Annotated in this window: 20 protein-coding genes and 2 tRNA genes; 3 read left to right on the top strand and 19 right to left on the bottom strand. The window is 71.8% G+C overall.

Going from position 1 to position 21,793, the window contains the following annotated elements:
• Positions 1–793: 793 nt before the first annotated feature.
• The 3 genes from ACIQMV_RS13710 to leuS all read right to left on the bottom strand — a co-directional run bounded on the left by ACIQMV_RS13710 (position 794) and on the right by leuS (position 5,463).
• Complete coding sequence (locus tag ACIQMV_RS13710; protein WP_402592786.1) at positions 794–1,639, bottom strand: DegV family protein; 846 nt, start codon at positions 1,637–1,639, stop codon at positions 794–796.
• An 82-nt stretch (positions 1,640–1,721) separates the two neighbouring features.
• On the bottom strand, positions 1,722–2,468 hold the full coding sequence (locus ACIQMV_RS13705; protein WP_402592785.1) for a hypothetical protein: 747 nt from the start codon (positions 2,466–2,468) through the stop codon (positions 1,722–1,724).
• 121 nt (positions 2,469–2,589) lie between these two features.
• A complete protein-coding gene (gene leuS / locus ACIQMV_RS13700; protein WP_402592784.1) occupies positions 2,590–5,463 on the bottom strand; it encodes a leucine--tRNA ligase in 2,874 nt (957 codons plus the stop codon).
• 448 nt (positions 5,464–5,911) lie between these two features.
• Here leuS and ACIQMV_RS13695 point away from each other — a divergent pair, with 448 nt between their 5' ends.
• Together ACIQMV_RS13695 and ACIQMV_RS13690 are read left to right on the top strand one after the other, a co-directional pair.
• Complete coding sequence (locus tag ACIQMV_RS13695; RefSeq protein ID WP_402592783.1) at positions 5,912–7,234, top strand: cytochrome b/b6 domain-containing protein; 1,323 nt, start codon at positions 5,912–5,914, stop codon at positions 7,232–7,234.
• Complete coding sequence (locus ACIQMV_RS13690) at positions 7,231–8,841, top strand: NADH-ubiquinone oxidoreductase-F iron-sulfur binding region domain-containing protein (RefSeq protein ID WP_401781469.1); 1,611 nt, start codon at positions 7,231–7,233, stop codon at positions 8,839–8,841. Before ACIQMV_RS13695 ends, ACIQMV_RS13690 begins: the two co-directional genes overlap by 4 nt.
• 132 nt (positions 8,842–8,973) lie before the next feature.
• Here ACIQMV_RS13690 and ACIQMV_RS13685 read toward each other — a convergent pair.
• From ACIQMV_RS13685 to ACIQMV_RS13640, 10 genes are all read right to left on the bottom strand, one after another.
• Positions 8,974–9,046 (bottom strand) — tRNA-Ala (locus ACIQMV_RS13685).
• A 141-nt stretch (positions 9,047–9,187) separates the two neighbouring features.
• Positions 9,188–9,421 (bottom strand): hypothetical protein, encoded by a 234-nt coding sequence (locus tag ACIQMV_RS13680; RefSeq protein ID WP_100566877.1) that lies wholly within the window; start codon positions 9,419–9,421, stop codon positions 9,188–9,190.
• A gap of 3 nt (positions 9,422–9,424) precedes the next feature.
• Positions 9,425–9,598 (bottom strand): hypothetical protein, encoded by a 174-nt coding sequence (locus ACIQMV_RS13675; protein WP_225075108.1) that lies wholly within the window; start codon positions 9,596–9,598, stop codon positions 9,425–9,427.
• 279 nt (positions 9,599–9,877) lie between these two features.
• Positions 9,878–9,950: transfer RNA gene (locus ACIQMV_RS13670), tRNA-Ala, on the bottom strand.
• Between the two features lie 119 nt (positions 9,951–10,069).
• Positions 10,070–10,747: a histidine phosphatase family protein gene (locus tag ACIQMV_RS13665; RefSeq protein WP_401781471.1), complete on the bottom strand. Its 678-nt coding sequence runs from the start codon at positions 10,745–10,747 to the stop codon at positions 10,070–10,072.
• Positions 10,738–11,184, bottom strand: coding sequence for a ribosome silencing factor (gene rsfS, locus ACIQMV_RS13660; protein WP_141360997.1), 447 nt, complete (start codon positions 11,182–11,184; stop codon positions 10,738–10,740). Before rsfS ends, ACIQMV_RS13665 begins: the two co-directional genes overlap by 10 nt.
• 77 nt (positions 11,185–11,261) lie before the next feature.
• Positions 11,262–13,025: an LCP family protein gene (locus ACIQMV_RS13655; RefSeq protein ID WP_402592782.1), complete on the bottom strand. Its 1,764-nt coding sequence runs from the start codon at positions 13,023–13,025 to the stop codon at positions 11,262–11,264.
• A gap of 16 nt (positions 13,026–13,041) precedes the next feature.
• On the bottom strand, positions 13,042–13,716 hold the full coding sequence (nadD, locus tag ACIQMV_RS13650) for a nicotinate-nucleotide adenylyltransferase (RefSeq protein WP_141360993.1): 675 nt from the start codon (positions 13,714–13,716) through the stop codon (positions 13,042–13,044).
• 70 nt (positions 13,717–13,786) lie between these two features.
• Positions 13,787–13,942 (bottom strand): hypothetical protein, encoded by a 156-nt coding sequence (locus ACIQMV_RS13645; protein ID WP_172632969.1) that lies wholly within the window; start codon positions 13,940–13,942, stop codon positions 13,787–13,789.
• A gap of 186 nt (positions 13,943–14,128) precedes the next feature.
• The gene (locus tag ACIQMV_RS13640; RefSeq protein WP_402592781.1) at positions 14,129–14,293 is read right to left on the bottom strand and encodes a hypothetical protein; all 165 of its coding nucleotides are present in this window, start codon (positions 14,291–14,293) and stop codon (positions 14,129–14,131) included.
• 89 nt (positions 14,294–14,382) lie between these two features.
• Between ACIQMV_RS13640 and ACIQMV_RS13635 the strand changes: the two genes are divergently transcribed.
• A complete protein-coding gene (locus ACIQMV_RS13635) occupies positions 14,383–15,504 on the top strand; it encodes a M48 family metallopeptidase (protein WP_401781475.1) in 1,122 nt (373 codons plus the stop codon).
• Between the two features lie 51 nt (positions 15,505–15,555).
• Here ACIQMV_RS13635 and ACIQMV_RS13630 read toward each other — a convergent pair whose 3' ends face one another.
• The 6 genes from ACIQMV_RS13630 to galE all read right to left on the bottom strand — a co-directional run bounded on the left by ACIQMV_RS13630 (position 15,556) and on the right by galE (position 21,788).
• Positions 15,556–16,626, bottom strand: a complete 1,071-nt coding sequence (locus tag ACIQMV_RS13630; RefSeq protein WP_402592780.1) for a hypothetical protein — start codon at positions 16,624–16,626, stop codon at positions 15,556–15,558.
• Between the two features lie 89 nt (positions 16,627–16,715).
• Complete coding sequence (locus tag ACIQMV_RS13625; protein WP_402592779.1) at positions 16,716–17,306, bottom strand: hypothetical protein; 591 nt, start codon at positions 17,304–17,306, stop codon at positions 16,716–16,718.
• A gap of 63 nt (positions 17,307–17,369) precedes the next feature.
• A complete protein-coding gene (locus ACIQMV_RS13620) occupies positions 17,370–18,656 on the bottom strand; it encodes a glutamate-5-semialdehyde dehydrogenase (RefSeq protein WP_141360985.1) in 1,287 nt (428 codons plus the stop codon).
• A gap of 60 nt (positions 18,657–18,716) precedes the next feature.
• Entirely contained in the window at positions 18,717–19,136 is a 420-nt protein-coding gene (locus ACIQMV_RS13615; protein ID WP_373996244.1) for a hypothetical protein, read from the bottom strand.
• Between the two features lie 174 nt (positions 19,137–19,310).
• Positions 19,311–20,474, bottom strand: a complete 1,164-nt coding sequence (gene proB, locus ACIQMV_RS13610; protein ID WP_141360983.1) for a glutamate 5-kinase — start codon at positions 20,472–20,474, stop codon at positions 19,311–19,313.
• Between the two features lie 345 nt (positions 20,475–20,819).
• Positions 20,820–21,788, bottom strand: a complete 969-nt coding sequence (gene galE / locus ACIQMV_RS13605) for a UDP-glucose 4-epimerase GalE (RefSeq protein WP_402592778.1) — start codon at positions 21,786–21,788, stop codon at positions 20,820–20,822.
• Positions 21,789–21,793: the final 5 nt, after the last annotated feature.

Raw genomic sequence — 21,793 nt, 5'->3', positions numbered from 1 at the left:
AGCGAACCCACGGCAGCCACACCCGCCCTCCCCACAACGCCAAGCCCCACATCAGCCACACCGTTCGGACCCACGCCACCCGCCACAAGCCGGCCCGCAACCACCCCACTCGGCTCACCCGTGGCAGTGACGACGTCGGCCAGGACAGACGGCGCCCTACCACCCGCCGCAAGCGAACCCACGGCAGCCACACCCGCCCTCCCCACAACGCCAAGCCCCACATCAGCCACACCGTTCGGACCCACGCCACCCGCCACAAGCCGGCCCACGGCCGCCGCACTCGGCTCACTCCTGCCGGCGCGACCGAAGTCGCCCCCGGTCATCGCGCCCTCACCACCCACAGGGGCCGACTCCGCGCCAAGCGCCGCAGCCTCGCTCGACGCGTCCGGTGGGCGGCCCGTCCGGTCCGGCGTCGCGGTGGCCCAGGACGGCCTGGGACGAGGGGGTCGAATCGGCGTCGCCGGGTCAGGGCCGGTCTTGTGCTCGCGCGCGGCCCCCCGGGAGTCACCGCCCGGTTCCCCCGCCCGCGCCGCGCGCTCGGCGAACAGTGCCTGCGCGCGGCGGTGCAGATCCTCCGCCGAGGCGTGGGAGCCCCGGCGGGCCGGTGTGCGTCGGTGGCGGGAGCGGCCGTCCGAGTCAGGGGCGCGGCCCGGGCCGCTGGTCGCCGCCGCTGTGCGTGAGCGTGATCGAAGTGCCATGCCAGGAGCATCCGGCAAACCGGCACACCGCGATGATCTTGCTCAATTTCCGGGGACTACCGCCCAGTTGTGGACAACTCGCTCACCCGTACGGGTCAGCGCGGTGAGACCACGACCCCCAGCAGCCCGGGACCGGTGTGCGCGCCGATCACCGCCCCGACCTCGCTGACGTGCAGGTCGGCCAGGCCGGACACCCGTGTGCGCAGCCGGTCCGCGAGGGCCGACGCCCGTTCGGGAGCGGCGAGATGGTGGACGGCGACATCGACGTCGGCGCCGCCCGCGCGCTCGGCCACGATCTCCTCCAGGCGGGCGATCGCCTTCGAGGCGGTGCGCACCTTCTCCAGGAGTTCGATCCGGCCGTCCTGCAACTGGAGCAGCGGTTTCACGGCGAGCGCGGAACCCAGCAGGGCCTGCGCCGCGCCGATGCGGCCGCCGCGGCGCAGATAGTCGAGGGTGTCGACGTAGAAGAAGGCGGAGGTGCCCCCGGCACGCTTCTCCGCGGCCATGACCGCCTCGTCCACCGTGCCGCCGGCCTCCGCGGTCTCGGCCGCGGCCAGGGCGCAGAAGCCGAGCGCCATCGCGACCATCCCGGTGTCCACCACCCGTACCGGCACCGGCGCCTCACGCGCGGCGAGCACCGCGGCGTCGTGGGTGCCGGAGAGCTCCGCGGACAGGTGCAGGGAGACGATGCCGCTCGCGCCGGACGCCGCGACCCTGCGATAGGTCTCGGCGAACAGCTCGGGGCTGGGCCGCGAGGTGGTGACGGGCCGCCGCTTCTGCAGCGCCTGGGCGAGTGAACGCGTCGAGATCTCGGTGCCCTCTTCGAGCGCCTGGTCTCCGAGGACCACGGTCAGCGGAACCGCGGTGATGCCGTGGCGCTCCATCGTCCGCGGCGGCAGGTAGGCCGTTGAATCGGTGACGATCGCGACATGGCGGGACATGAGCTGGAGGTTACCTGCCGTAGTGCCCCGACGGCAGCCCAGCCCCTCTCACCGGGTCACGTGTGGCCGGATCGGGCCGTGTTCAAGTCGTGCTCTCGGGCCGGGGCTTCTTCTGCCAGGGGTAGACGGGGCGACGGCCCGACGGGGTGATGGCGGGCCGGACCGGCTCCTCGGCGGAGGCCTGCCGTGGGGCCCCGTGCCTGGTCCGCGGGTCCTCCGCGGCGGCCGGTGGCCCGGTCGTCGCTCCGGACGGCTCGGTCTCGGTCGGCGGCTCGGCCGGCTCGGTCTTGGTCCAGTGGCGCAGCGCGCCGGCCTCCACGTCGATCTGGGCGCTCAGCGTGTCCAGGTCGTCGTCGGCGAAGCGGCGGGCGCGGTCGCGGGCCGCCCAGCGCAGGGAGTCGGCCGATTCCGTGATGCGCCGGGTGCGTTCGCGCAGGACCGGGAGCCGCTCGGTGAGCGTCGTCCGGTCCGGATCGGCCTCCAGTCGCTTGAGGTCGCCCTCGAGTTCACGCCCGTGCACGCTGAGCCGCTCGAACAGGGCGATGGACTCCTTGAGGGACTCGTCCTCGTGCACGCCCGCGTACAGGGCGTCCTGGGTGGCGCGCATCGAGGTGCGCAGGGTGAGCCGCAGCTGGGCCAGTTCGCCCCCCGGGCCGGGCTGGGTGAAGGACTTGGCCCGCAGCGTGTGGTCCTCGACCGTGCGGCGGGCCTGGGTGATGGTGCGGTCCACACTGCGCTTGGCCGCCCCGACCACCTTCACCGCGGCGTAGGCGCCGAGCACCACGAAGACCGCGAAGAGGAGGACGAGGACGGTGACGACTGTTTCCACAGCGCTCCTCCTCCGGCTCGCGCGGCACCGGTCGCGCCGCCCTTCCACGGTAAACGCAACGGGCAGGCCCCGGGTTCCAGAAGAACCCCGAACCTGCCCGTAGGGGACTACCCCGAGGCACTCACGCAGGAACGATGTTCACCAGCTTCGGCGCTCGCACGATCACCTTGCGGATGCCCGCACCCTCCAGCGCCGCGACGACCTTCTCGTCGGCCAGCGCCACCTTCTCCAGCTCCTCCTCGGAGATGGCCGGGGAGACCTCCAGACGCGCCTTCACCTTGCCCTTGACCTGGACGACGCAGGTCACGGTCTCGTCGACGACGTACGCCGGGTCGGCGACGGGGAAGTCCTGGTGGACGACCGAGCCGGAGTGGCCCAGCTTGTGCCACAGCTCCTCGGCGATGTGCGGGGCCAGCGGGGCGGCCATCAGCACCAGCGCCCCGGCGACCGAGCGCGGCACGGGCCGGCCCGTCTTCGTCAGGTGGTTGTTCAGCTCCGTCACCTTGGCGATGGCGGTGTTGAAGCGCAGGCCCTCCAGGTCCTGGCGGACGCCGTCGATCGCCTTGTGCAAGGCGCGCAGCGTCGCCTCGTCCGGCTCGGCGTCGACGACGGTGACCTCGCCGGTCGTCTCGTCGACGATGTTGCGCCACAGCCGCTGCAGCAGCCGGAACTGGCCCACCACCGCGCGCGTGTCCCACGGCCGGGACACGTCCAGCGGGCCCATCGCCATCTCGTACAGGCGCAGTGTGTCGGCCCCGTACTCGGCGCAGATCTCGTCCGGAGTGACCGCGTTCTTCAGGGACTTGCCCATCTTGCCCAGCAGCCGGGAGACCTTCTCGCCCTGGTAGTGGTAGGCGCCGTCGCGCTCCTCCACCTCGGCGGCCGGCACCGCGATGCCGCGGGCGTCCCGGTAGACGTAGGCCTGGATCATGCCCTGGTTGAACAGCTTGTGGAACGGCTCCGCGGAGGAGACGTGCCCCAGGTCGTACAGGACCTTGGACCAGAAGCGCGCATACAGCAGGTGCAGCACGGCGTGCTCGGCGCCGCCGACGTACAGGTCGACGCCGCCGTGGGGCATGCCCTCGCGCGGGCCCATCCAGTAGCGCTCGATCTCCGGGTCGACCAGCTGCCGGTCGTTGTGCGGGTCCAGGTAGCGGAACTCGTACCAGCAGGAACCGGCCCAGTTGGGCATGGTGTTGGTCTCGCGGCGGTACTTCTTCGGTCCGTCGCCCAGGTCCAGGGTGACGTCGACCCAGTCCTCGTTGCGCGACAGCGGCGTCTCGGGCTGGGTGTCGGCGTCGTCCGGGTCGAAGGTGCGCGGCGAGTAGTCCTCGACCTCGGGCAGCTCCAGCGGCAGCATCGACTCGGGCAGCGCGTGGGCCACGCCGTCCTCGTCGTAGACGATCGGGAAGGGCTCGCCCCAGTAGCGCTGGCGGCTGAACAGCCAGTCGCGCAGGCGGAAGTTGACGGTGCCCTCGCCGATGCCCTTGCGCTCCAGCCACTCGGTGATGCGCGCCTTGGCGTCGACGACGCCCAGGCCGTCCAGCTTCACGTCGTCGCCGGCGGAGTTCACGATCTTCGCGTCGTACGAAGCGAAGGCGTCGTCCCAGGTCGAGGGGTCCGTGCCACGGTCGTCGGCCGGCTCGACCACGCAGCGCATCGGCAGTTCGAAGGCGCGCGCGAAGGCGAAGTCGCGGCTGTCGTGGGCGGGGACGGCCATGATCGCGCCGGTGCCGTAGCCCATCAGGACGTAGTCGGCGATGAAGACCGGGATCTTCTCGCCGTTGACCGGGTTGACGGCGAACGCGCCGGTGAAGACGCCGGTCTTGTCCTTGGCCTCGGCCTGGCGCTCCACGTCCGACTTCGAGGCGGCCTGGGCCCGGTAGGCGGCGACGGCGTCGGCCGGGGTGGCGTGGCCGCCGGTCCACACCTCGTGGGTGCCCTGAGGCCAGGCGGCCGGGGTGAACTTCTCCACCAGCGGGTGCTCGGGCGCCAGCACCATGTAGGTGGCGCCGAACAGGGTGTCCTGGCGGGTGGTGAAGATCGTGATCCGCTCGCCGTCGATCGGGAAGTCGACGCGGGCGCCCTCGGAGCGGCCGATCCAGTTGCGCTGCTGGAGCTTGATGGCCTCGGGCCAGTCCAGCTCCTCCAGGTCGTCCAGCAGCCGGTCGGCGTAGGCGGTGATGCGCATGTTCCACTGGCGCAGCTTGGCCTTGAAGACCGGGAAGTTGCCGCGCTCGGAGCGGCCGTCGGCGGTGACCTCCTCGTTGGCCAGCACGGTGCCGAGGCCGGGACACCAGTTGACGGGCGCGTCGGAGGCGTAGGCCAGGCGGAACTCGCCCAGGACCTCGGCGCGCTCGGCGGCGCTCAGCTCGGGCCACGCGCGCGTGTGCCCCGGCACGGCCCGCTCACCGGACTCGAACTGGGCGATCAGCTGCGAGATCGGACGGGCCTTCCCGGCCTCGTCGTCGTACCAGGAGTTGAAGATCTGCAGGAAGATCCACTGGGTCCACTTGTAGTAGTCCGGGTCGATCGTGGCGAACGACCGGCGCTTGTCGTGGCCCAGGCCCAGCCGGCGCAGCTGCGCCTTCATGTTCTCGATGTTGGCCTCGGTGGACACCCGCGGGTGGGTGCCGGTCTGCACGGCGTACTGCTCGGCGGGCAGGCCGAAGGCGTCGAAGCCCAGGGTGTGCAGGACGTTGTGGCCGGTCATCCGCTGGAAGCGGGCGTACACGTCGGTGGCGATGTACCCGAGCGGGTGACCGACGTGCAGGCCCGCGCCGGAGGGGTACGGGAACATGTCCATGATGAACTTCTTGGGCCGGGCGACCAGCCCGGGGTCGCCCGCCAGGTCACCCTTGGGGTTCGGCGCCGCGTAGGTGCCGTCGGCGTCCCAGAAGTCCTGCCAGCGTGCCTCGATGTCGGCCGCCACGGCGGCCGTGTAGCGGTGCGGCGCTGCCACCTCGGAGGGGGCAGCGGGGTTCGTCTCGCTCATGGTCCTCAAAGCTCCATCGATCGTCTCTGCCCACGGCTGCGACTTTCAGAAATGAAAAATCCCCTCGCACAGGAGGGGACGCCGCGCCGATGCCGACCATCCGATTGGTCCGGCGGTCGGGACTGATCAGCGCGGCTCGCTAAGCAGAAGGCGTACGGCACGCATGGCGTCAGGGTACCGCAGCCGTCGAGTGCGGGGCGACGAGCGTCCGCGGAGCGGGACGCCGGCCCCCGGCGAGTCGTGAGGGATCGGGGATCCGTTTGTGAAGGTTCAGAAAAACTGAACATCGTTCAAATTTAACCCGGCGTAATGGATCCTATGGGGACAACACGAGCCCCGGCAGCGCCGTTGATAACAACGCAATAACTCAAACGGCGTACTGCTCGGTTTGGAGCCACTTAGAGTTCGTGCCCGGGACCGCTTTCCCGAACCGCTCGGAGTCGCCCCCATGAACCCTCGTCGCAGTAACAGCTCCCTCCCCAAACCGGGCCGCTCGGCCTATGGGGTGGCGTCGGCTGTCGTCCTGCTCCTCATACCCGTGGTCGTGCTGGCCGGAGGCAGCCAGTTCCGCGAGTTCCTGAACTTCGGCGCGGGCGTGCTCTCCCTCGTCTCGCTCAGCTGCTCGGTGATCTGGGGCCTGGTCGCCCAGGACCGGATCATCCTCAACACGCGCCAGCGGATCGTGGGCCAGGCGGTGCACCGGACCACCGCGGTCGCCTCGATCGCGTTCCTCCTCGTGCACATCACCACCAAGATCGTGCTGGGGCACACCCAGCTGATCGCCGCGCTGATCCCGTTCTCGCTCGGCCTCACCGGGATCGAGGGCCTGGTCGGCCTCGGCTCCCTGGCCGGCCTGCTGATGATCTTCGTGGGCATCACCGGGGCACTGCGCAGCAACTTCGCCACCCCGGCCCCGGTCGCGGCGCGCTGGCGGGCGATGCACATGCTGGCCTACCCGGCCTGGTGCGCGGCGCTGATCCACGGCCTGTACGCGGGCCGGGAGGCCAAGCCGATCTTCTTCATCCTCTACGGCCTGTCCCTGCTGGGCGTCATCGCGGCCCTGGCCGTGCGCGCGGCGCCGCGCCCGGTCAAGCGCAGGCTCGCCGACCGGCTCGTGGCGGTGCTGGGCGGCGGCGAGCGGCCCGAGCTGGACGACCTGGACGCGAGCCGGGCCAGGGCGGCGGAGTCCGGGCTGCCGGGCTACGAGAACGTGCGCGGCGCGACGCCCCCGCGCGCCGACACGACGAGGCCGGCGCCGCGCGGTGCCCGGCCCTCCTCCCCGCTGTACGACACCCCGGCCTCCGCCGCGCAGCCCGAGCCCGCCCCCGGCTTCGCCGCCGCCTACCGGGCCGTCGCGACGCCGCCGCCCGGGCAGCCCTTCGCGGCCGACCAGACCGCGCGCATGAACGTGCCGTTCGACCCCCGGACCACGGGGGCGGCGCCGCGCGTGGACGGCCCCGGCAGCACCTCGGGCAGCTGGCCGATCCCCTCGCCGCCGCCGGTCGGCGAGGCGCCCCCGTCGGCCTACGACCCGCTGAACGACACGGGATACAACATCCCGGCCTACAACAACCCGGGCGCGGCCGCGGGCACCCCCGCGTACGGCGGACGTGATGTGTACAACACCGGTGAGACGAACGCCCCCTACGGCACGTACAACCCGAACGACACGTACAACAGCGGTCCCGCCACTGAAACACCCCCCGGCGCCTCCTACGACGCGCCGGGTTCGGGCGAACCTTGGAACACGCCTTCCGGAGGCTACAGGTGAACGAGGCCCTGCCCGACGTCCCGGAAGTCCGCGTGGTCGGGCTTCCCCAGCTCACGTCGGGCTTCGACCTTGTCGAAAGACTCGACCTGCCCATGCACCTGAAGGTGCACGGGCCACTCGAACCGTTGGGCGGCGAGCAGCTCGCGAAGCTCTCCGAGGCCATCAATCTGAAGGGCCGCGGCGGCGCGGGCTTCCCCTTCCACCGGAAGCTGCGCTCGGTCGCCGAGGCGGCGATCAAACGCGGCGTACGGCCGGTCGTCGTCGTCAACGGCAGCGAGGACGAGCCGGCCTGCCGCAAGGACACGGTCCTGATCAACCGTGCCCCGCACCTCATCCTGGACGGGGCCCTGCTGGTCGCGGAGGCCCTCGGTGCCCGCACGCTCGTCGTGGGGGTCACGCGGGAGTCCACCCAGCGCTCCATGGAGGCCGCGCTCGCCGAGCGCGGACTGAGCAACAGCCGCAGGTCGGCTCTGCGCGCGAGCGTGCAGCGCAACCCGGTGCGCATGGTCACGGGCGCGGCCGCCTCGCTGATCCGTTCCATCGACGGCGGTCCGGCGATCCCGCCGGGCCGCAAGACCAGCGCCTCGCAGAGCGGCGTGGGCGGCGCGCCCACCCTGCTGTCCAACGCGGAGACCTTCGCCCAGCTGGCGATCGCCGCCCGCATAGGCCCGGAGCGCTACGGCAACACCGGCCTGTACGACGAGCCGGGCACCGTGATGCTGACCATCTCCGGCGCCGTCGCCCGCCCCATGGTGGTCGAGGCCCCCACCGGGGTGCCACTGCGCTACGTCCTGCAGCTCGCCGGCGCCCCGCCGGTGCCGCAGGGCGTGCTGACCGGCGGCTACCACGGCAAGTGGATCGACGCGGCGACCGTCAACGAGGCGATCGTCTCGCGCAACTCCCTGGACGCGGTGGGCGGTGCGATGGGCGCCGGGGCGATTCTGCCGATCAGTCAGGAGACCTGCCCGCTGGGCGAGTCGCTCCAGGTGGCGAAGTGGCTGGCGGAGGAGAGCGCGGGCCAGTGCGGTCCCTGCTACCTCGGCCTGCCGGCCGCCGCGCGCGGTATGGAGGACATCCTGAACGGCGGCGGCCCGGCCGCCCTGGAGGCCCTCAAGCAGGTCGCCAAGAACGTCAAGCGGCGCGGCGCCTGCTCGCATCCCGACGGCTCGGCGATGTTCCTGGAATCGACCATCAAGGCGTTCACCGACGACCTGGCCGCGCACGTCCTCGGCAACGGCTGCGGACGCCCCGTGGAGGGCGTCCTGCCGCTCTTCGAGGGCGGCAGGGCTCCCACCGGCGTCCCCGGCGGCGGCGAGGCCGAGGAGTCCGGCTCCAGCCGTCAGAAGATCTACGTCGACTGGACGCTGTGCCGGGGACACGGCCTGTGCGCGGACATCCTCCCGGAGGTCTTCGAACTGGGCGCCGACGGCTTTCCGACCGTCGCCCAGGCGAAGGTTCCGCGCTACGCGGAGGACAAGGCCCTGCGCGCCGTGCGCCGCTGCCCGGCACTGGCCCTGCGCCTCGAGGAGGACACCCGCTCGCAGGCCCCGTCGCGCAACCTGCCGGTCCTCTCCCAGGGCCGCGGCCGCCGCGCTCTGGGCCGCTGAGCGCACACGACGGCGGGCCGCCCTCCCAGGGGGCGACCCGCCGTCGCGTTTTTGCCGCCGGTGCCGCCGCGTACGCGTGCGGGCATACGTCAAGGGCGAGTCATCCGGTGGATGACTCGCCCTCACTTCCTGTGGAGCTAAGGAGAATTGAACTCCTGACCTCCTGCATGCCATGCAGGCGCTCTACCAACTGAGCTATAGCCCCTCGTGGCCACGCGGCTGAGCCGCGTATTCGACCGTGTCGCCCGGTTTCCCTGGCGGCGACGCCAACATTACACGGTCCAGGGGGTGGAACACCAAATCGGTTTCGCTCCGCCCTGCACGGCCCCCGAGCACAGGGACCGCGTCACGCCGTCACGAACGAATAGAACCGCTTCAGCGTGCAGTGCTCCTCCAGGAGCCGGCCGTAGATCGGCTCGCCCTCGAGTTCGCGGTAGGTCTCGATCGGGTCGCCTTTTATGATCAGCGCCCGCGCGCACTCCTCGCACCAGTACTGGTAGTCGGGGTTGATCGGCTCCATGTCGCGGACGATCGGGGTGCCGCCGCCGCACCAGTCGCACTTCCGCCTGTGTGCACCCATGGGTCAGCTCCAGCTGTGGCCGCAGGCCGTGCACACGTACGAGATCCCCCCGTTGTCGCCGAGGACTTGGGCCACATGGAGGGAGCCGCAGGAGGGGCAGACGAGGCGGGTGACCGTGTCTCGTATCAACGCCGCATCGAGGAGGTCACCGACCTCCTCGAGGATGCAGGCAGGCATCGCTACTCCCTCCCGTCGGGCCGCGCCCCTCCGGCCGTTTGATTCTGCCACGGCCGGGCCGATACGGTCAGCGACGCCTTGGTACCAGTACGGCCACGGCCTGCACCGGGGGCGTCCGGACCGGCGCGTCCAGGCACTCGGAGAGCGCACTCGCAGAGGTATACGCCCCCGGAGCCCCAAGTGACTCAAGCCGGTTCACGGGAATGCAGAAAATCCCGCCCCTGAACGGGACGGGATCCTGACGAACGATCTTCGGCGACTCAACCGAGTGCCGGTCCGTGGAGCTAAGGAGAATTGAACTCCTGACCTCCTGCATGCCATGCAGGCGCTCTACCAACTGAGCTATAGCCCCTTGCCGCCACGCGAACCATCCGCGTGGTGTTTCGCCCCGCTCGGCGGGGCGAACAAGAAGAACTTTAGCCTGCGACCTGCCGGAAAGTGAAATCCGGGTCCCGTGGGCCGCGGGGCGGCTCAGTCGTCGTCGCCAAGGACCGGCTCGGGCAGGGTGCCGGCGTTGTGCTCCAGCAGCCGCCAGCCGCGGGCGCCCTCGCCGAGGACCGACCAGCAGCAGTTGGACAGGCCGCCCAGGCTCTCCCAGTGGTGGGGTTCGAGACCGAGGAGGCGACCGAGGGTGGTGCGGATGGTGCCGCCGTGGCTGACCACGACGAGCGTGCCGTCCTCGGGCACCTTCTCCACGTGCCGCAGCACGACGGGGGCGGCGCGGTCGGCGACCTCGGTCTCCAGTTCGCCGCCGCCGCGGCGCACCGGCTCACCGCGCTTCCACGCGGCGTACTGGTCGCCGTACCGGCCGATGATCTCCTCGTGCGTCAGGCCCTGCCAGACGCCCGCGTAGGTCTCGCGCAGGCCCTCGTCCCGGGTGACCTCAAGCCCGGTGAGCGCTGCCAGCTCGGCGGCCGTGCGGGTGGCCCGCAGGAGGTCGGAGGAGACGATCGCGTCGGGTCGCAGGGAGGCCAGCAGGCGGGCGGCATGGCGTGCCTGGCCGACGCCGGTCTCGGTCAGCTCGACGTCCGTGCTGCCCTGGAAGCGCCGTTCCACGTTCCAGGGAGTCTGGCCGTGGCGCCACAGGATGATGCGGCGGCCACGGCCCGGCGCCCGGCCGGGCCCCTCGGCGGCGCCGCTCACCGCCATTCACCGCCGGGCTCCGCCGTCTCCTCGGCGGCCTGCTGCTTGGCGTGTTCCTCGGCCTTGCCCCGGGTGGCCTTGGCGTCGGCGGGCAGTTCGAGTTCGGGGCAGTCCTTCCACAGCCGCTCCAGGGCGTAGAAGACGCGTTCCTCGCTGTGCTGGACGTGCACGACGATGTCCACGTAGTCGAGCAGAACCCAGCGGGCCTCGCGGTCGCCCTCGCGGCGCACCGGCTTGGCGCCGAGTTCCTTCAGCAGCCGCTCCTCGATCTCGTCGACGATCGACTTGACCTGGCGGTCACTGGGCGCGGACGCCAGCAGAAAGGCGTCCGTGATCGACAGCACGTCGCTGACGTCATACGCGATGACGTCGTGCGCGAGTTTGTCGGCGGCCGCCTGGGCGGCGGTGTTGATGAGGTCGAGAGAGCGATCGGTCGCGGTCACTACAGGGCTTTCCTTCGGCGGTCACTTGACACCAAGGGTCTCACGGACCGCCGAGGACACCCCACGCAATTGAGGGATCACTGCCCCGAGGAGCCTTGGTAGTCCTGACCGAGGACGACGGAGACGTCGGCGTTCGAGGTGACCGTGCCCTTCGTCACCGCACTGTCGGGCAGCCCCAGGGTCTTGGCGACCTCCGTGGCCTTCTCCTTGCCCGCGGCGTCGGCGTAGACGACCTGGGACGCCGAGCGGACCTCGGAGGCGGTGCCGCCCTCCAGGAAGGTGAAGCCGCCGCCCAGGAGGACGATCCGGGCCTTCTCGGTGTTGCCCTTGGTGCCGCTGGCGTTCCGCACGGAGACCCGGACGGCGGACGACTGGTCGGGGCTCTTCGCGGTGCCGCCCAGGACGTCCTTGACCACGCTCTCGCTGGTCTGCGCGCTCAGCGTGCCGTCCGCCTGCACCGGCAGCAGCGCCGTCTTGTAGTCGCCGCCCTTGGCGAACTCGGCCAGCTTGGCGAGGAAGGTGCCGAGGTCCTCGTCGGTGAGCGAGGGGTCGAGGATCTGCTGGAGCGTCTGCACCGTCGTCGTCGCGCCCGTGGCGTCGGAGGAGACCTTGCGCAGCAGGCTCTGCATCACCTGGCCGAACCGTTCGAGCTGGGCGTTCTCCTCCTCGCCCGAGGCGTGGTAGGTGGCGTACGCGACGGCCATGGTGCCGCTGAGGGTCTGCGCCTTGCCCTTGCGGACCAGGGGCGCGGCGCCCTTCTTCTTGGCGTCCGGGTCGGGTACGTCGGCGTTGGCGTCGACCTCGACGTTGCCGACCAGGTCGACGAGGTTCTGGAGGTAGGGGGTGTCCAGGCGCCAGGTGCCCTCGATGTCGGTGCCGAGGACCGTGTCGAGCTGCTCGCGGGTACCCGAGGAGCCGTCGCCCTTGACCGACTTGGCGAGGGTCGTGACGGTGCCGTCGTCACCCGTCAGGGCGAGGGAGTTGGGCAGCAGGACGGTGGTGCCCTGCTTGGTGGTGGTGTTGCCGACGAGCAGCGCCGTGGACGTGCCGCCCCGTTCGGTGTCGTGCAGGTGGACGACGATCACGTCGCGCTTCTGGGCGCCGTTCGCGGTCGCGGTGCCGCTCTCGGAGCCGGACGACGACAGGCCGGGCAGCTTCCCGGCGTACCAGAGGTAGCCGACTCCGCCCGCCGCGAGCAGGGCCAGCACGACCGTCAGGGCGATGACGCGGCTGCGGGCGCGGCGGCGGGCCTCCTCGCGGCGCTCGGTGCGGTTCTCGGTGAACTTCAGCCAGTCGATGACGTCCTCGGAGTCGTCGCTGGGCTCCTCGACGAAGGCGAACTGCTCGGTGCGGTAGTCGGGTCCGTCCGCGCCGTCCGGGTCGGGTCCCTGCGCCGTCCGGTCGGCGTCCGCCGGGCCGGTCTGCTGCGGGATGTGGGCGGTCTGCTCGGGGACCCGGGGCTGCTCCCCGCTGGTCGCGGCCCGGCCGTACGGGTCGTACGGGGCCGTCGTCGCGCCGGAGCCGTACGGGTCGTAGGAGCCGTGGGCTCCGTGGGCTCCGTGGCCGGAGGGGTCGGGCGCCTGCCGGCCCGGGTCGTAGCCGGTGCCGTAGCCGCCCTGGTAGGCGTCGTCGTGACCGCTCTGGTAGGACGTGGGATCGAGCTGCTGCTGGCCGCCGGTCGCGTACGGGTCGTAGCCGTAGCCCTGCTGGCCGTAGGCGTCGTAGGCCTGCTGCGGAGTCTGCTGGACGGGGACCGGCCGGTACACAGGCCGGCCGTACTCGTCGTAGCCGACGAGTTCGTACTGGTCGCCCCCGTGACCAGCGTCGTATCGGTCGTTCACCGGTGCCCCTCTCGGCTCACTCGCCTCGGTACAGCTGGCGTTTGGCGATGTAGCGCACGACTCCGTCAGGCACCAGATACCAGACCGGGTCGCCCTTGGCGACTCTCGCCCGGCAGTCCGTGGAGGAGATGGCGAGGGCGGGGACCTCGACGAGCGAGACGCCGCCTTCCGGCAGGCCGGGGTCGGTCAGATGGTGGCCGGGCCGGGTGACGCCGATGAAGTGCGCGAGGGAGAACAGTTCCTCGGAGTCCCGCCAGGTGAGGATCTGGCCGAGCGCGTCGGCGCCGGTGATGAAGAACAGGTCGGTGTCGGGGTTGAGCGCGCGCAGATCGCGCAGGGTGTCCACGGTATAGGTGGGACCGCCGCGGTCGATGTCGATGCGGCTCACGGAGAACTGCGGGTTCTCGGCGGTCGCGATGACCGTCATCAGATAGCGGTCCTCCGCCGGGGAGACTTGGCGGTGGGACTTCTGCCAGGGCTGCCCGGTGGGCACGAACACCACCTCGTCCAGGTGGAACTGCGCGGCGACCTCGCTGGCCGCCACGAGGTGCCCGTGGTGGATCGGGTCGAACGTCCCGCCCATGACGCCGAGGCGCCGCTTGCCCGACGCCGAAGGCCCGCCGCCGGGCCCGTGTTCGAGGGGGTTCACCGTGTCACTCGCCGGACCGGTAGGCATGTCCTGCTCTCCCATGCGTGCAGACCCTACCGGCCCGGCCTGAGGACTCCATGAGCCAGATCCCGGGGACGGGCCGGACAGGGCTTCAGCGGTCGCGGTTGAAACGCGTGGTGATCCACAGCAGGAGCAGCAGGATGAAGAGCGCGCCACCGCCGGTGAGGAAGGGGCTGAGGCTCTCGTGGTTGCCCCCCTGGGCCTCGGCGAGGTTGACCAACTGGGCAGCGGTGCTGGGGTAGCTCATCTTTGGCAGGACCTATCCGGGAGTGAGCGGGACAAGGATGTCGGCCCATCGTAAGCAACCCCTGGCGCACCGCTCACCCCGACTCCACCGTTGGCACCGCGGGCGCTTGCGCCCCACCCGCACCCGCGCGGCCCCGCCGGTGCGGGCGCGACGGCCGCGGGAGCCCTAGGGAACCTTTCCGCCGCGTCAGTCGTCGTCCCGCTTGTAGCCGCGGAGGAGGAACCAGCCGGTGAGGACGCAGCCCAGGACCATCATGATCAGGACGACCCGGAGCAGGTAACCCGCCCCCTGGTGCTGGGCGGCGGCGCCGGCGGCCTCGGTCAGCCAGGCGGCTGCGGGGTGGTGCTCCATGACGTGGACTCCTTCGTTGCACTGCCCGTCCACGGTATCTCCGCCTAGGCTGGGCCCTGCCTCGGGGGCACATTGGGACACTGACACACATGGGGGACCACATGTCCGACGACGGCCGCGAACAAGAGGCGCAGGAGCACGTGCCGAGCCGGCAGCGCAGGCGCTTCCCGGAGATCTCCTCGCGTGCGTACGAGCACCCTGCCGACCGCTCCGCCCTGGTCGCGCTGCGCAAGCTGAGCGGCTTCGACACGGTGTTCAAGGCCCTCAGCGGCCTGCTGCCCGAGCGCAGTCTCCGGCTGCTGTTCCTGTCCGACTCCGTCCGCGTCTCCGACCAGCAGTTCGCACACCTGAACGACATGCTGCGGGACGCCTGCTACATCCTGGACCTGGAGAAGGTCCCGCCGATGTACGTGACCCAGGACCCCCAGCCCAACGCGATGTGCATCGGCCTGGACGAGCCGATCATCGTCGTCACCACGGGCCTGGTCGAGCTGCTCGACGAGGAGGAGATGCGGGCGGTCGTCGGCCACGAGGTGGGCCACGCCCTGTCCGGGCACGCCGTGTACCGCACGATCCTGCTGTTCCTGACGAGCCTGGCCATCCGGGTCGCCTGGATCCCGCTGGGCAACCTCGCGATCATGGCGATCGTCACCGGGCTGCGCGAGTGGTTCCGCAAGTCGGAGCTGTCGGCGGACCGGGCCGGTCTGCTCGTCGGCCAGGACCTGAAGGCGTCCATGCGGGGCCTGATGAAGATCGCGGGCGGCAACCACCTGCACCAGATGAACGTGGACGCGTTCCTCCAGCAGGCCGAGGAGTACGAGGCCGGGGGCGACCTGCGCGACTCCGTGCTGAAGATCCTCAACGTGCTGCCGCGTTCGCATCCCTTCACGACCGTGCGGGCGGCCGAGCTGAAGAAGTGGGCCGAGTCCCGCGACTACCAGCGGATCATGGACGGCCACTACCCGCGCCGCACCGAGGACAAGGACACCTCGGTCACCGACTCCTTCCGCGAGTCGGCGGCCCACTACGCCAACCACGTCAAGAGCTCGAAGGACCCGCTGATGAAGCTGGTCAGCGATCTGGCGGGCGGCGCCGGCGACCTGGGTGACCGGGTGCGGCGCGGCTTCGGCGGCTTCACGGGAACGGCCCCGCCCAAGGACCGGGGCAAGGACCAGCCGTCCACCGACACCCCGCCGCGCGACGAGGACTGACCTTCCGGGCGAGCGCGGGCCGCTCCCGCGCGGCCACCGCCCGCGGCGGCGTCACACCTTCGGCTCTGCGCTGTGCGCCAGGGAGCCGCACAGGGCCGCCGCGGTGTCCGTGGCGTACGGGTCCGTGCCGGGCGGGCTGCCCGCCTTGGCGGTCTGGCCGGCCAGCAGCGGCTCGAAGCGTCCCGCCAAGTCCCCGGCACAGGAGAGCGGACCGGCCTGCACATAGGAGACGACGATCTGGACCTGGTGCAGCCGCAGGTCGTCCTGGGTGAAGCGGAACTGCAGCTCACGCCGGACGGTGAACAGCGAGGCCGGCGCGTGCGCCGTGGAGCCGGCCGGCTTCAGCGCGTAGACGAAGGTGTGGTCCGCGCCGACCTCCAGGGTGGAGGAGTCGGTCTCGGCGGCCTGGAGGCTGCCCTGCACCCGGATCTCGCGGTCGGCCAGTTCGGCCCGGGCCGGGTCGAAGCGGACGAGCCAGCCGGTGGGCGCGTGCCGGCCGTCGGCGGCGGGGCGGTCGAAACTCTGGTCGAACTGGTCGAGCTGACCGGGGTCGAGCAGCGCCCGTACAGGGCGGGTCTGGCCGCCGGTGAGCACCTCCGGATAGAGGGAGGACGCGACGATGTACTCCTTCGCGATGGTCAGCGCGGCGACGACCTGGCTGTCGGTGAAGTGCGCGGTGCGCCGGACGACGGGCAGCGGTACACCCTCCGCGCCGACGGCGAACTGGGCGGCCGGGCTGTGCGCGTACAGGTACCCGGGGTCGGCCGCGCCGGGCACCTTGCCCTGCGGGGCGAGCGGGATGACGGTCATCCGCAGCGGCTCCACGGGCCGCTGGGCCTGCGCGCTCTGGTAGGGGTGCCGTACGCCCATGTAGATCGCGGTGCCGAAGGCGACGATGATCAGCAGGACCAGCAGCAGCGCCTGCCGGGGCAGCCCTCGGCGCAGTGGCGGGCGGCGGCGCACGGCCGGGGTGTGGTCGGTCATCCGCTCGCGCGCGGAATACTCCTGGAGGCGGGCAGCCCGGACGAACGACTCGTCGAAGACGACGGATCGGTATTCGTCCTCCGCACCTCCCGGGACGCCCTCGGGTGTCCCCTCAGGTGGCTCTCCAGGCCCTCCCATATCTTCAGGGTAGGTCTCCGGAAGCCCTGGTAAACGCCCTGATGTGCGACAAGTTCTGACAGGTTCTCACCAGAACCGCCGCCCCGCCGTCAGGGCGTGCGCGGGACCGCGGGGACGGGTGGCTGGGAGTAGTCGGCGGACGCGGAGGGCGCCGCGGCGCTGCCCTGCTCCACGCCGGTCGAGGCGGGCGGCGGGGCCTGCTCCCGGGTGCCCGAGGAGCCGCCCCGGTAGACCGCCGCGAAGGCCAGGGCGACCATGCCGATGCCCATGACGAGGGCGAGCACCCAGGCGACGGGGCGGTGCCAGCGGACGTGCTTGCCGAAGGTCCCCGGGGCGCCGTGGCGCCCTTCGAGGACGTCGGGGTCGTCCAGGTCGCCGTAGGGGTGCTCGGGGCCGAGGCCGGGGCCGTACCCGTCCTCGTAGCGCTCGCCTCTGGCGTGGGCGCGGCGTGCCTCCGCCTCGGAGGCCTCGGCTCTGGCCTGCGCGGCGGCCAGGAGGCGTTCGACGGCGGTCGGCTCGTGGATCACGGCCGAGCGTACGAAGGCCTCGTCGAAGACCACGGAGGCGAACTCTTCGTCCGACACCCCGTGGTCGTGGTCGTCGTCGGGCTCCCAGCCGTCAGGGAACGGCGTGCCCCCCACATCCTCCGGCACGGATCCAGAGTAGACCTGAGGGGTCAATTTGGGCAGACGGTATGGAAATTCATCCGACTGCTGAGACGCCCCGTCCTGGGCCGGGCGGCGTCAGCGCCGGGTGTGCCCGTCCCCCGTGAGGATGTACTTCGTGCTGGTCAGCTCCGGCAGCCCCATCGGGCCGCGGGCGTGCAGCTTCTGGGTGGAGATGCCGATCTCGGCACCGAAGCCGAACTGGCCGCCGTCGGTGAAGCGGGTGGAGGCGTTGACGGCGACGGTCGTGGAGTCGACCAGCTGGGTGAAGCGGCGGGCGGCCTGCTGCGAGGTGGTGACGATCGCCTCGGTGTGCCCGGAGCTCCACAGCCGGATGTGCGCGACGGCCCGGTCCAGGGAGTCGACCACGGCGGCGGCGATGTCGTACGACAGGTACTCGGTCTCCCAGTCCTCCGGGGTGGCCTCGACGACCGTGGCCCGGGAGTCCTTGGCGTGGGCCATGACCCGCTCGTCGGCGTGGACGGTGACCCCGGCCTCGGCGAGCGCGTCCAGGGCGCGCGGCAGGAACTCGGCGGCGATGTCCTGGTGGACCAGCAGCGTCTCGGCGGCGTTGCAGACGCTGGGCCGCTGCGCCTTGGAGTTGATCAGGATGTCGACGGCCGTGTCCACGTCGGCCTGCGCGTCGACGTAGACGTGGCAGTTGCCGGTGCCGGTCTCGATCACCGGGACCGTGGACTCGTTCACCACCGTCCGGATCAGCGAGGCGCCGCCGCGCGGGATCAGCACGTCGACCAGGCCGCGGGCGCGCATCAGCTCGCGCACGCTCTCGCGGCTCTCGCCGGGCACCAGCTGCACGGCGTCGGCGGGCAGGCCCGCCCCGCCCACGGCGTCGCGGATGACCCGGACCAGGGCGGTGTTCGACTCGTAGGCGGAGGCCGAGCCGCGCAGCAGCACCGCGTTGCCCGACTTCAGGCAGAGGGCGGCGGCGTCCACGGTGACGTTCGGGCGGGCCTCGTAGATGATGCCGACCACGCCGAGCGGGACGCGGACCTGCCGCAGGTCGAGCCCGTTCGGCAGCGTGTTGCCACGGACGACCTCGCCGACCGGGTCGGGCAGCGCCGCCACGTCCCGCACGTCGGCGGCGATGGCGCGCACCCGCTCGGGTGTGAGCGTCAGCCGGTCGACGATGGCGTCGCTCGTGCCGGCCTCGCGGGCCTTGGCGACGTCCTTGGCGTTGGCCTCGAGGATCTCGCCGGTACGGACCTCCAGGGCGTCCGCGACGGCCAGCAGGGCGTCGTCCTTCGCCACCCGCGGCAGCGGCGCGAGGTCGGCGGCGGCGGCCTTGGCGCGGTACGCGGCCTGGGTGACCGGGGACATCGAGTCGTACGGCGAGAGCGTGGTCATGAGGGAAGGGTAGTGCGCCCCGAGGGGCGGACACCGGTCATCCCACACCGCGAGACGGGGTCAAAAGGGGTGTACTCCGACCGGTGTCGCCGGCGGCGCTCCGTACCCCTCGGCGAGGCGCTGGTGGTAGGTCTCGCGGTCGATGACCTCGAGGCCGACGATCTCCCAGGGCGGCAGCCGGGCGCTCTGCCGGTGCTCACCCCACAGGCGCAGGGCGACGGCGGCCGCGTCGTGGAGGTCGCGGGCCTCCTCCCAGTAGCGGATCTCGGCGTGGTCGCCCGCGTACCGGCTGGTCAGCAGGAAGGGGTGGTCGTGAGCGAGCTGCTCGAGGCCGCGCCGCACCTCCTTCAGCGGGGCCTGGGCGCCGGAGACACTGAGCGTGACGTGCCACAGCCGGGGCAGATCCCGCGGCTCCTCGTAGCCGGCTCCGGCCGCCACGCTCGTCAGGCCACCGCGGGACGCCGCCGCCCCAGGGCGCACTCGTCTCACGACGTCCTCCTTCACGCAGCGCTCGCTCGTCTCGCTCGTATCGCTGGTCCCGCTCATGCGGAATGCGTCACTGCCTCAAAGTGGAACAGGCCGCACGGCTCCATGGGGCGGTTTTACGGAACGTCCCCCACCTTCGGCACCCGGGTGGTCGGACGTTTCGGCGCATTACGGCTCCAGGAGCACCAGATCGTCCCTGTGTACGACCTCGCGTTCGTACGCCGGTCCCAGCTCGCGGGCGAGTTCGCGGGTGGAGTGGCCGATCAGCCGGGGGATCTCCTTGGCGTCGAAGTTGACGAGGCCGCGGGCCACCGCGCGCCCCGCGCCGTCGCGCAGCTCGACCGGGTCACCGGCGGTGAACTCGCCCTCCACGGCGGCGATCCCGGCCGGCAGCAGCGACTTGCGGCCCTCGACGACCGCGCGGACCGCACCGTCGTCGAGGGTGAGCGAGCCCTGCGGGGTGGAGGCGTGCTGCAACCACAGCAGCCGGTCCGCGGAGCGCTTGCCGGTGGGGTGGAAGTAGGTGCCGGTGTCGCCGCCGGACAGGGCGTCGGCGGCGTGGACGGCGCTGGTGAGCACCACGGGGATGCCGGCGGCGGCCGCGATCCGGGCCGCCTCCACCTTGGTGACCATGCCACCGGTGCCGACGCCGGCCTTGCCGGCGCTGCCGATCTCGATGCCCTCCAGGTCGCCGGGGCCCCGGACCTCCGCCAGCCGGGACGTGCCCGGCCTGCTCGGGTCGCCGTCGTAGAGCCCGTCCACGTCGGACAGCAGCACCAGCAGGTCGGCGCGGACCAGGTGGGCGACGAGCGCGGCGAGCCGGTCGTTGTCGCCGAAGCGGATCTCGTCGGTGGCGACGGTGTCGTTCTCGTTGACCACCGGGAGGGCGCCCATCGCGAGCAGCTTGTCGAGGGTGCGGGAGGCGTTGCGGTGGTGGGCGCGGCGGCTGGTGTCGTCGCCGGTCAGCAGGACCTGGCCGACACGGATGCCGTAGCGGGCGAAGGAGGCGGTGTAGCGGGCCACGAGCAGGCCCTGGCCGACGCTGGCCGCGGCCTGCTGGCGGGCGAGGTCGCGGGGCCGGCGGCGCAGGCCCAGCGGGGCGAGGCCGGCGGCGATGGCACCGGAGGAGACGAGGACGATCTCCTTCCGTCCGCCGCCCCCTTCGGCGGAGCCCCTTCCGGGGCCGCCCTCCTTGAGGCTCTTGCCGAGGACGTCCACCAGCGCGTCCACCCGGTCGGCGTCCAGGCCGCCCGACGCGGTGGTCAGCGACGAGGAACCCACCTTGACGACGATCCTGCGGGCCTCGCACACGGCTTGCCTTGCCCTTGCCACCGTGCCCACTCCTCACCTCGTCCACGTCCGGACGCCTCGCACGGCAATCTACGCGAAGGGCACCGGGCGGCGTGCGTCGGTCCAGCCTGCGGACCGCCGCCCGGGGGCACGCCGGGCACGCCGTGTGTTCCCGCGGGTACGGCCGGGTGCGCCGGGTGCGGCGTGGTGCGGTCCGACGACCCGGCCCGGGTGGGTGCGGCGTGGTGCGGTCCGACGACCCGGCCCGGGCGGGTGCGCCCCGGGGGCCGCGCAGGGCGGTCGGTCGGAGACAAGGGCGGCCTGCGGGCCCGACGGCACGTCTGCCGGAGGAGGCCGCCGGATGCGGGCCTCCCCCGGGTCCGGTCCTCAGGCGTGGCGGTGGCGCCAGCCCTGCCAGGCGGACTCGATCATGTCGTCCAGGCCGTGGCGGGCGGACCAGCCGAGTTCCTCGCGGACGCGGTCGGCGGAGGCGACGACGCGGGCCGGGTCCCCGGGACGGCGTTCGGTGACCTCCGGGACCGTGCCCTCCCGGCCGGTGACCTTCAGGATGCGGTCGACCATCTCCTGGACCGAACTTCCCTCGCCACGCCCGATGTTGAGCGTCAGAGCGGTGCCCGCCGGCGCCGTCTCCAGACGTGTGGCGGCGGCCAGGTGGGCGGAGGCGATGTCCTGGACGTGGATGTAGTCGCGGACACAGGTGCCGTCGGGCGTGGCGTAGTCGTCGCCGAAGATCCGCGGCGCCTCGCCGGCCTCAAGGCGTTCGAAGACCATCGGGATCAGGTTGAACACGCCGGAGTCGGACAGTTCCGGGGACGCGGCACCGGCGACGTTGAAGTACCGCAGGGACGCGCTGCGGATGCCGTGGGCCCGGGCGGCGGCGTTGATCAGCCACTCGCCGATGAGCTTGCTCTCGCCGTACGGGCTCATCGGGACGCACTCGGTCTCCTCGGTGACCAGGTCGACGTCCGGCATGCCGTACACGGCCGCGGAGGAGGAGAAGACCAGCCGCTCGACGCCGGTCCCGGTCATCGCCTCCAGCAGGGTCTGCAGGCCGGTGACGTTCTCCCGGTAGTAGTACAGGGGGTGTTCCACGGACTCGCCGACCTGCTTCTTGGCGGCGATGTGCACGACGCCGGTCACGCCGTGCTCGCGGATCGCGGCCTCCAGCCGGGGCCGGTCGAGGACGCTGCCGACCACCAGGGGTACCCCGGCGGGCACCCGGTCCCGGCTGCCGGTCGACAGATCGTCGTAGACCATGACCTTCCGGTCGCCCTCGGTCATCGCGCGCACGACGTGCGCTCCGATGAAACCGGCACCGCCCGTGATCATCCACATGCTTG

Origin of the sequence: Streptomyces sp. NPDC091412, assembly GCF_044756885.1 — a bacterium.
In the GTDB taxonomy this organism is placed as follows: domain Bacteria; phylum Actinomycetota; class Actinomycetes; order Streptomycetales; family Streptomycetaceae; genus Streptomyces.
This window is presented reverse-complemented; position numbering and strand designations above follow the sequence as displayed.

Coding starts and splice junctions, on each gene's coding strand:
- ACIQMV_RS13630 (WP_402592780.1), bottom strand. CDS start 16,626: ATGGGAGGGCCTGGAGAGCCACCTGAGGGGACACCCGAGGGCGTCCCG.
- ACIQMV_RS13710 (WP_402592786.1), bottom strand. CDS start 1,639: ATGTCCCGCCATGTCGCGATCGTCACCGATTCAACGGCCTACCTGCCG.
- ACIQMV_RS13635 (WP_401781475.1), top strand. CDS start 14,383: ATGGGGGACCACATGTCCGACGACGGCCGCGAACAAGAGGCGCAGGAG.
- galE (WP_402592778.1), bottom strand. CDS start 21,788: ATGTGGATGATCACGGGCGGTGCCGGTTTCATCGGAGCGCACGTCGTG.
- ACIQMV_RS13680 (WP_100566877.1), bottom strand. CDS start 9,421: ATGGGTGCACACAGGCGGAAGTGCGACTGGTGCGGCGGCGGCACCCCG.
- leuS (WP_402592784.1), bottom strand. CDS start 5,463: ATGAGCGAGACGAACCCCGCTGCCCCCTCCGAGGTGGCAGCGCCGCAC.
- ACIQMV_RS13645 (WP_172632969.1), bottom strand. CDS start 13,942: ATGAGCTACCCCAGCACCGCTGCCCAGTTGGTCAACCTCGCCGAGGCC.
- ACIQMV_RS13675 (WP_225075108.1), bottom strand. CDS start 9,598: ATGCCTGCCTGCATCCTCGAGGAGGTCGGTGACCTCCTCGATGCGGCG.
- ACIQMV_RS13665 (WP_401781471.1), bottom strand. CDS start 10,747: ATGGCGGTGAGCGGCGCCGCCGAGGGGCCCGGCCGGGCGCCGGGCCGT.
- nadD (WP_141360993.1), bottom strand. CDS start 13,716: ATGGGAGAGCAGGACATGCCTACCGGTCCGGCGAGTGACACGGTGAAC.
- ACIQMV_RS13695 (WP_402592783.1), top strand. CDS start 5,912: ATGAACCCTCGTCGCAGTAACAGCTCCCTCCCCAAACCGGGCCGCTCG.
- ACIQMV_RS13620 (WP_141360985.1), bottom strand. CDS start 18,656: ATGACCACGCTCTCGCCGTACGACTCGATGTCCCCGGTCACCCAGGCC.
- ACIQMV_RS13640 (WP_402592781.1), bottom strand. CDS start 14,293: ATGGAGCACCACCCCGCAGCCGCCTGGCTGACCGAGGCCGCCGGCGCC.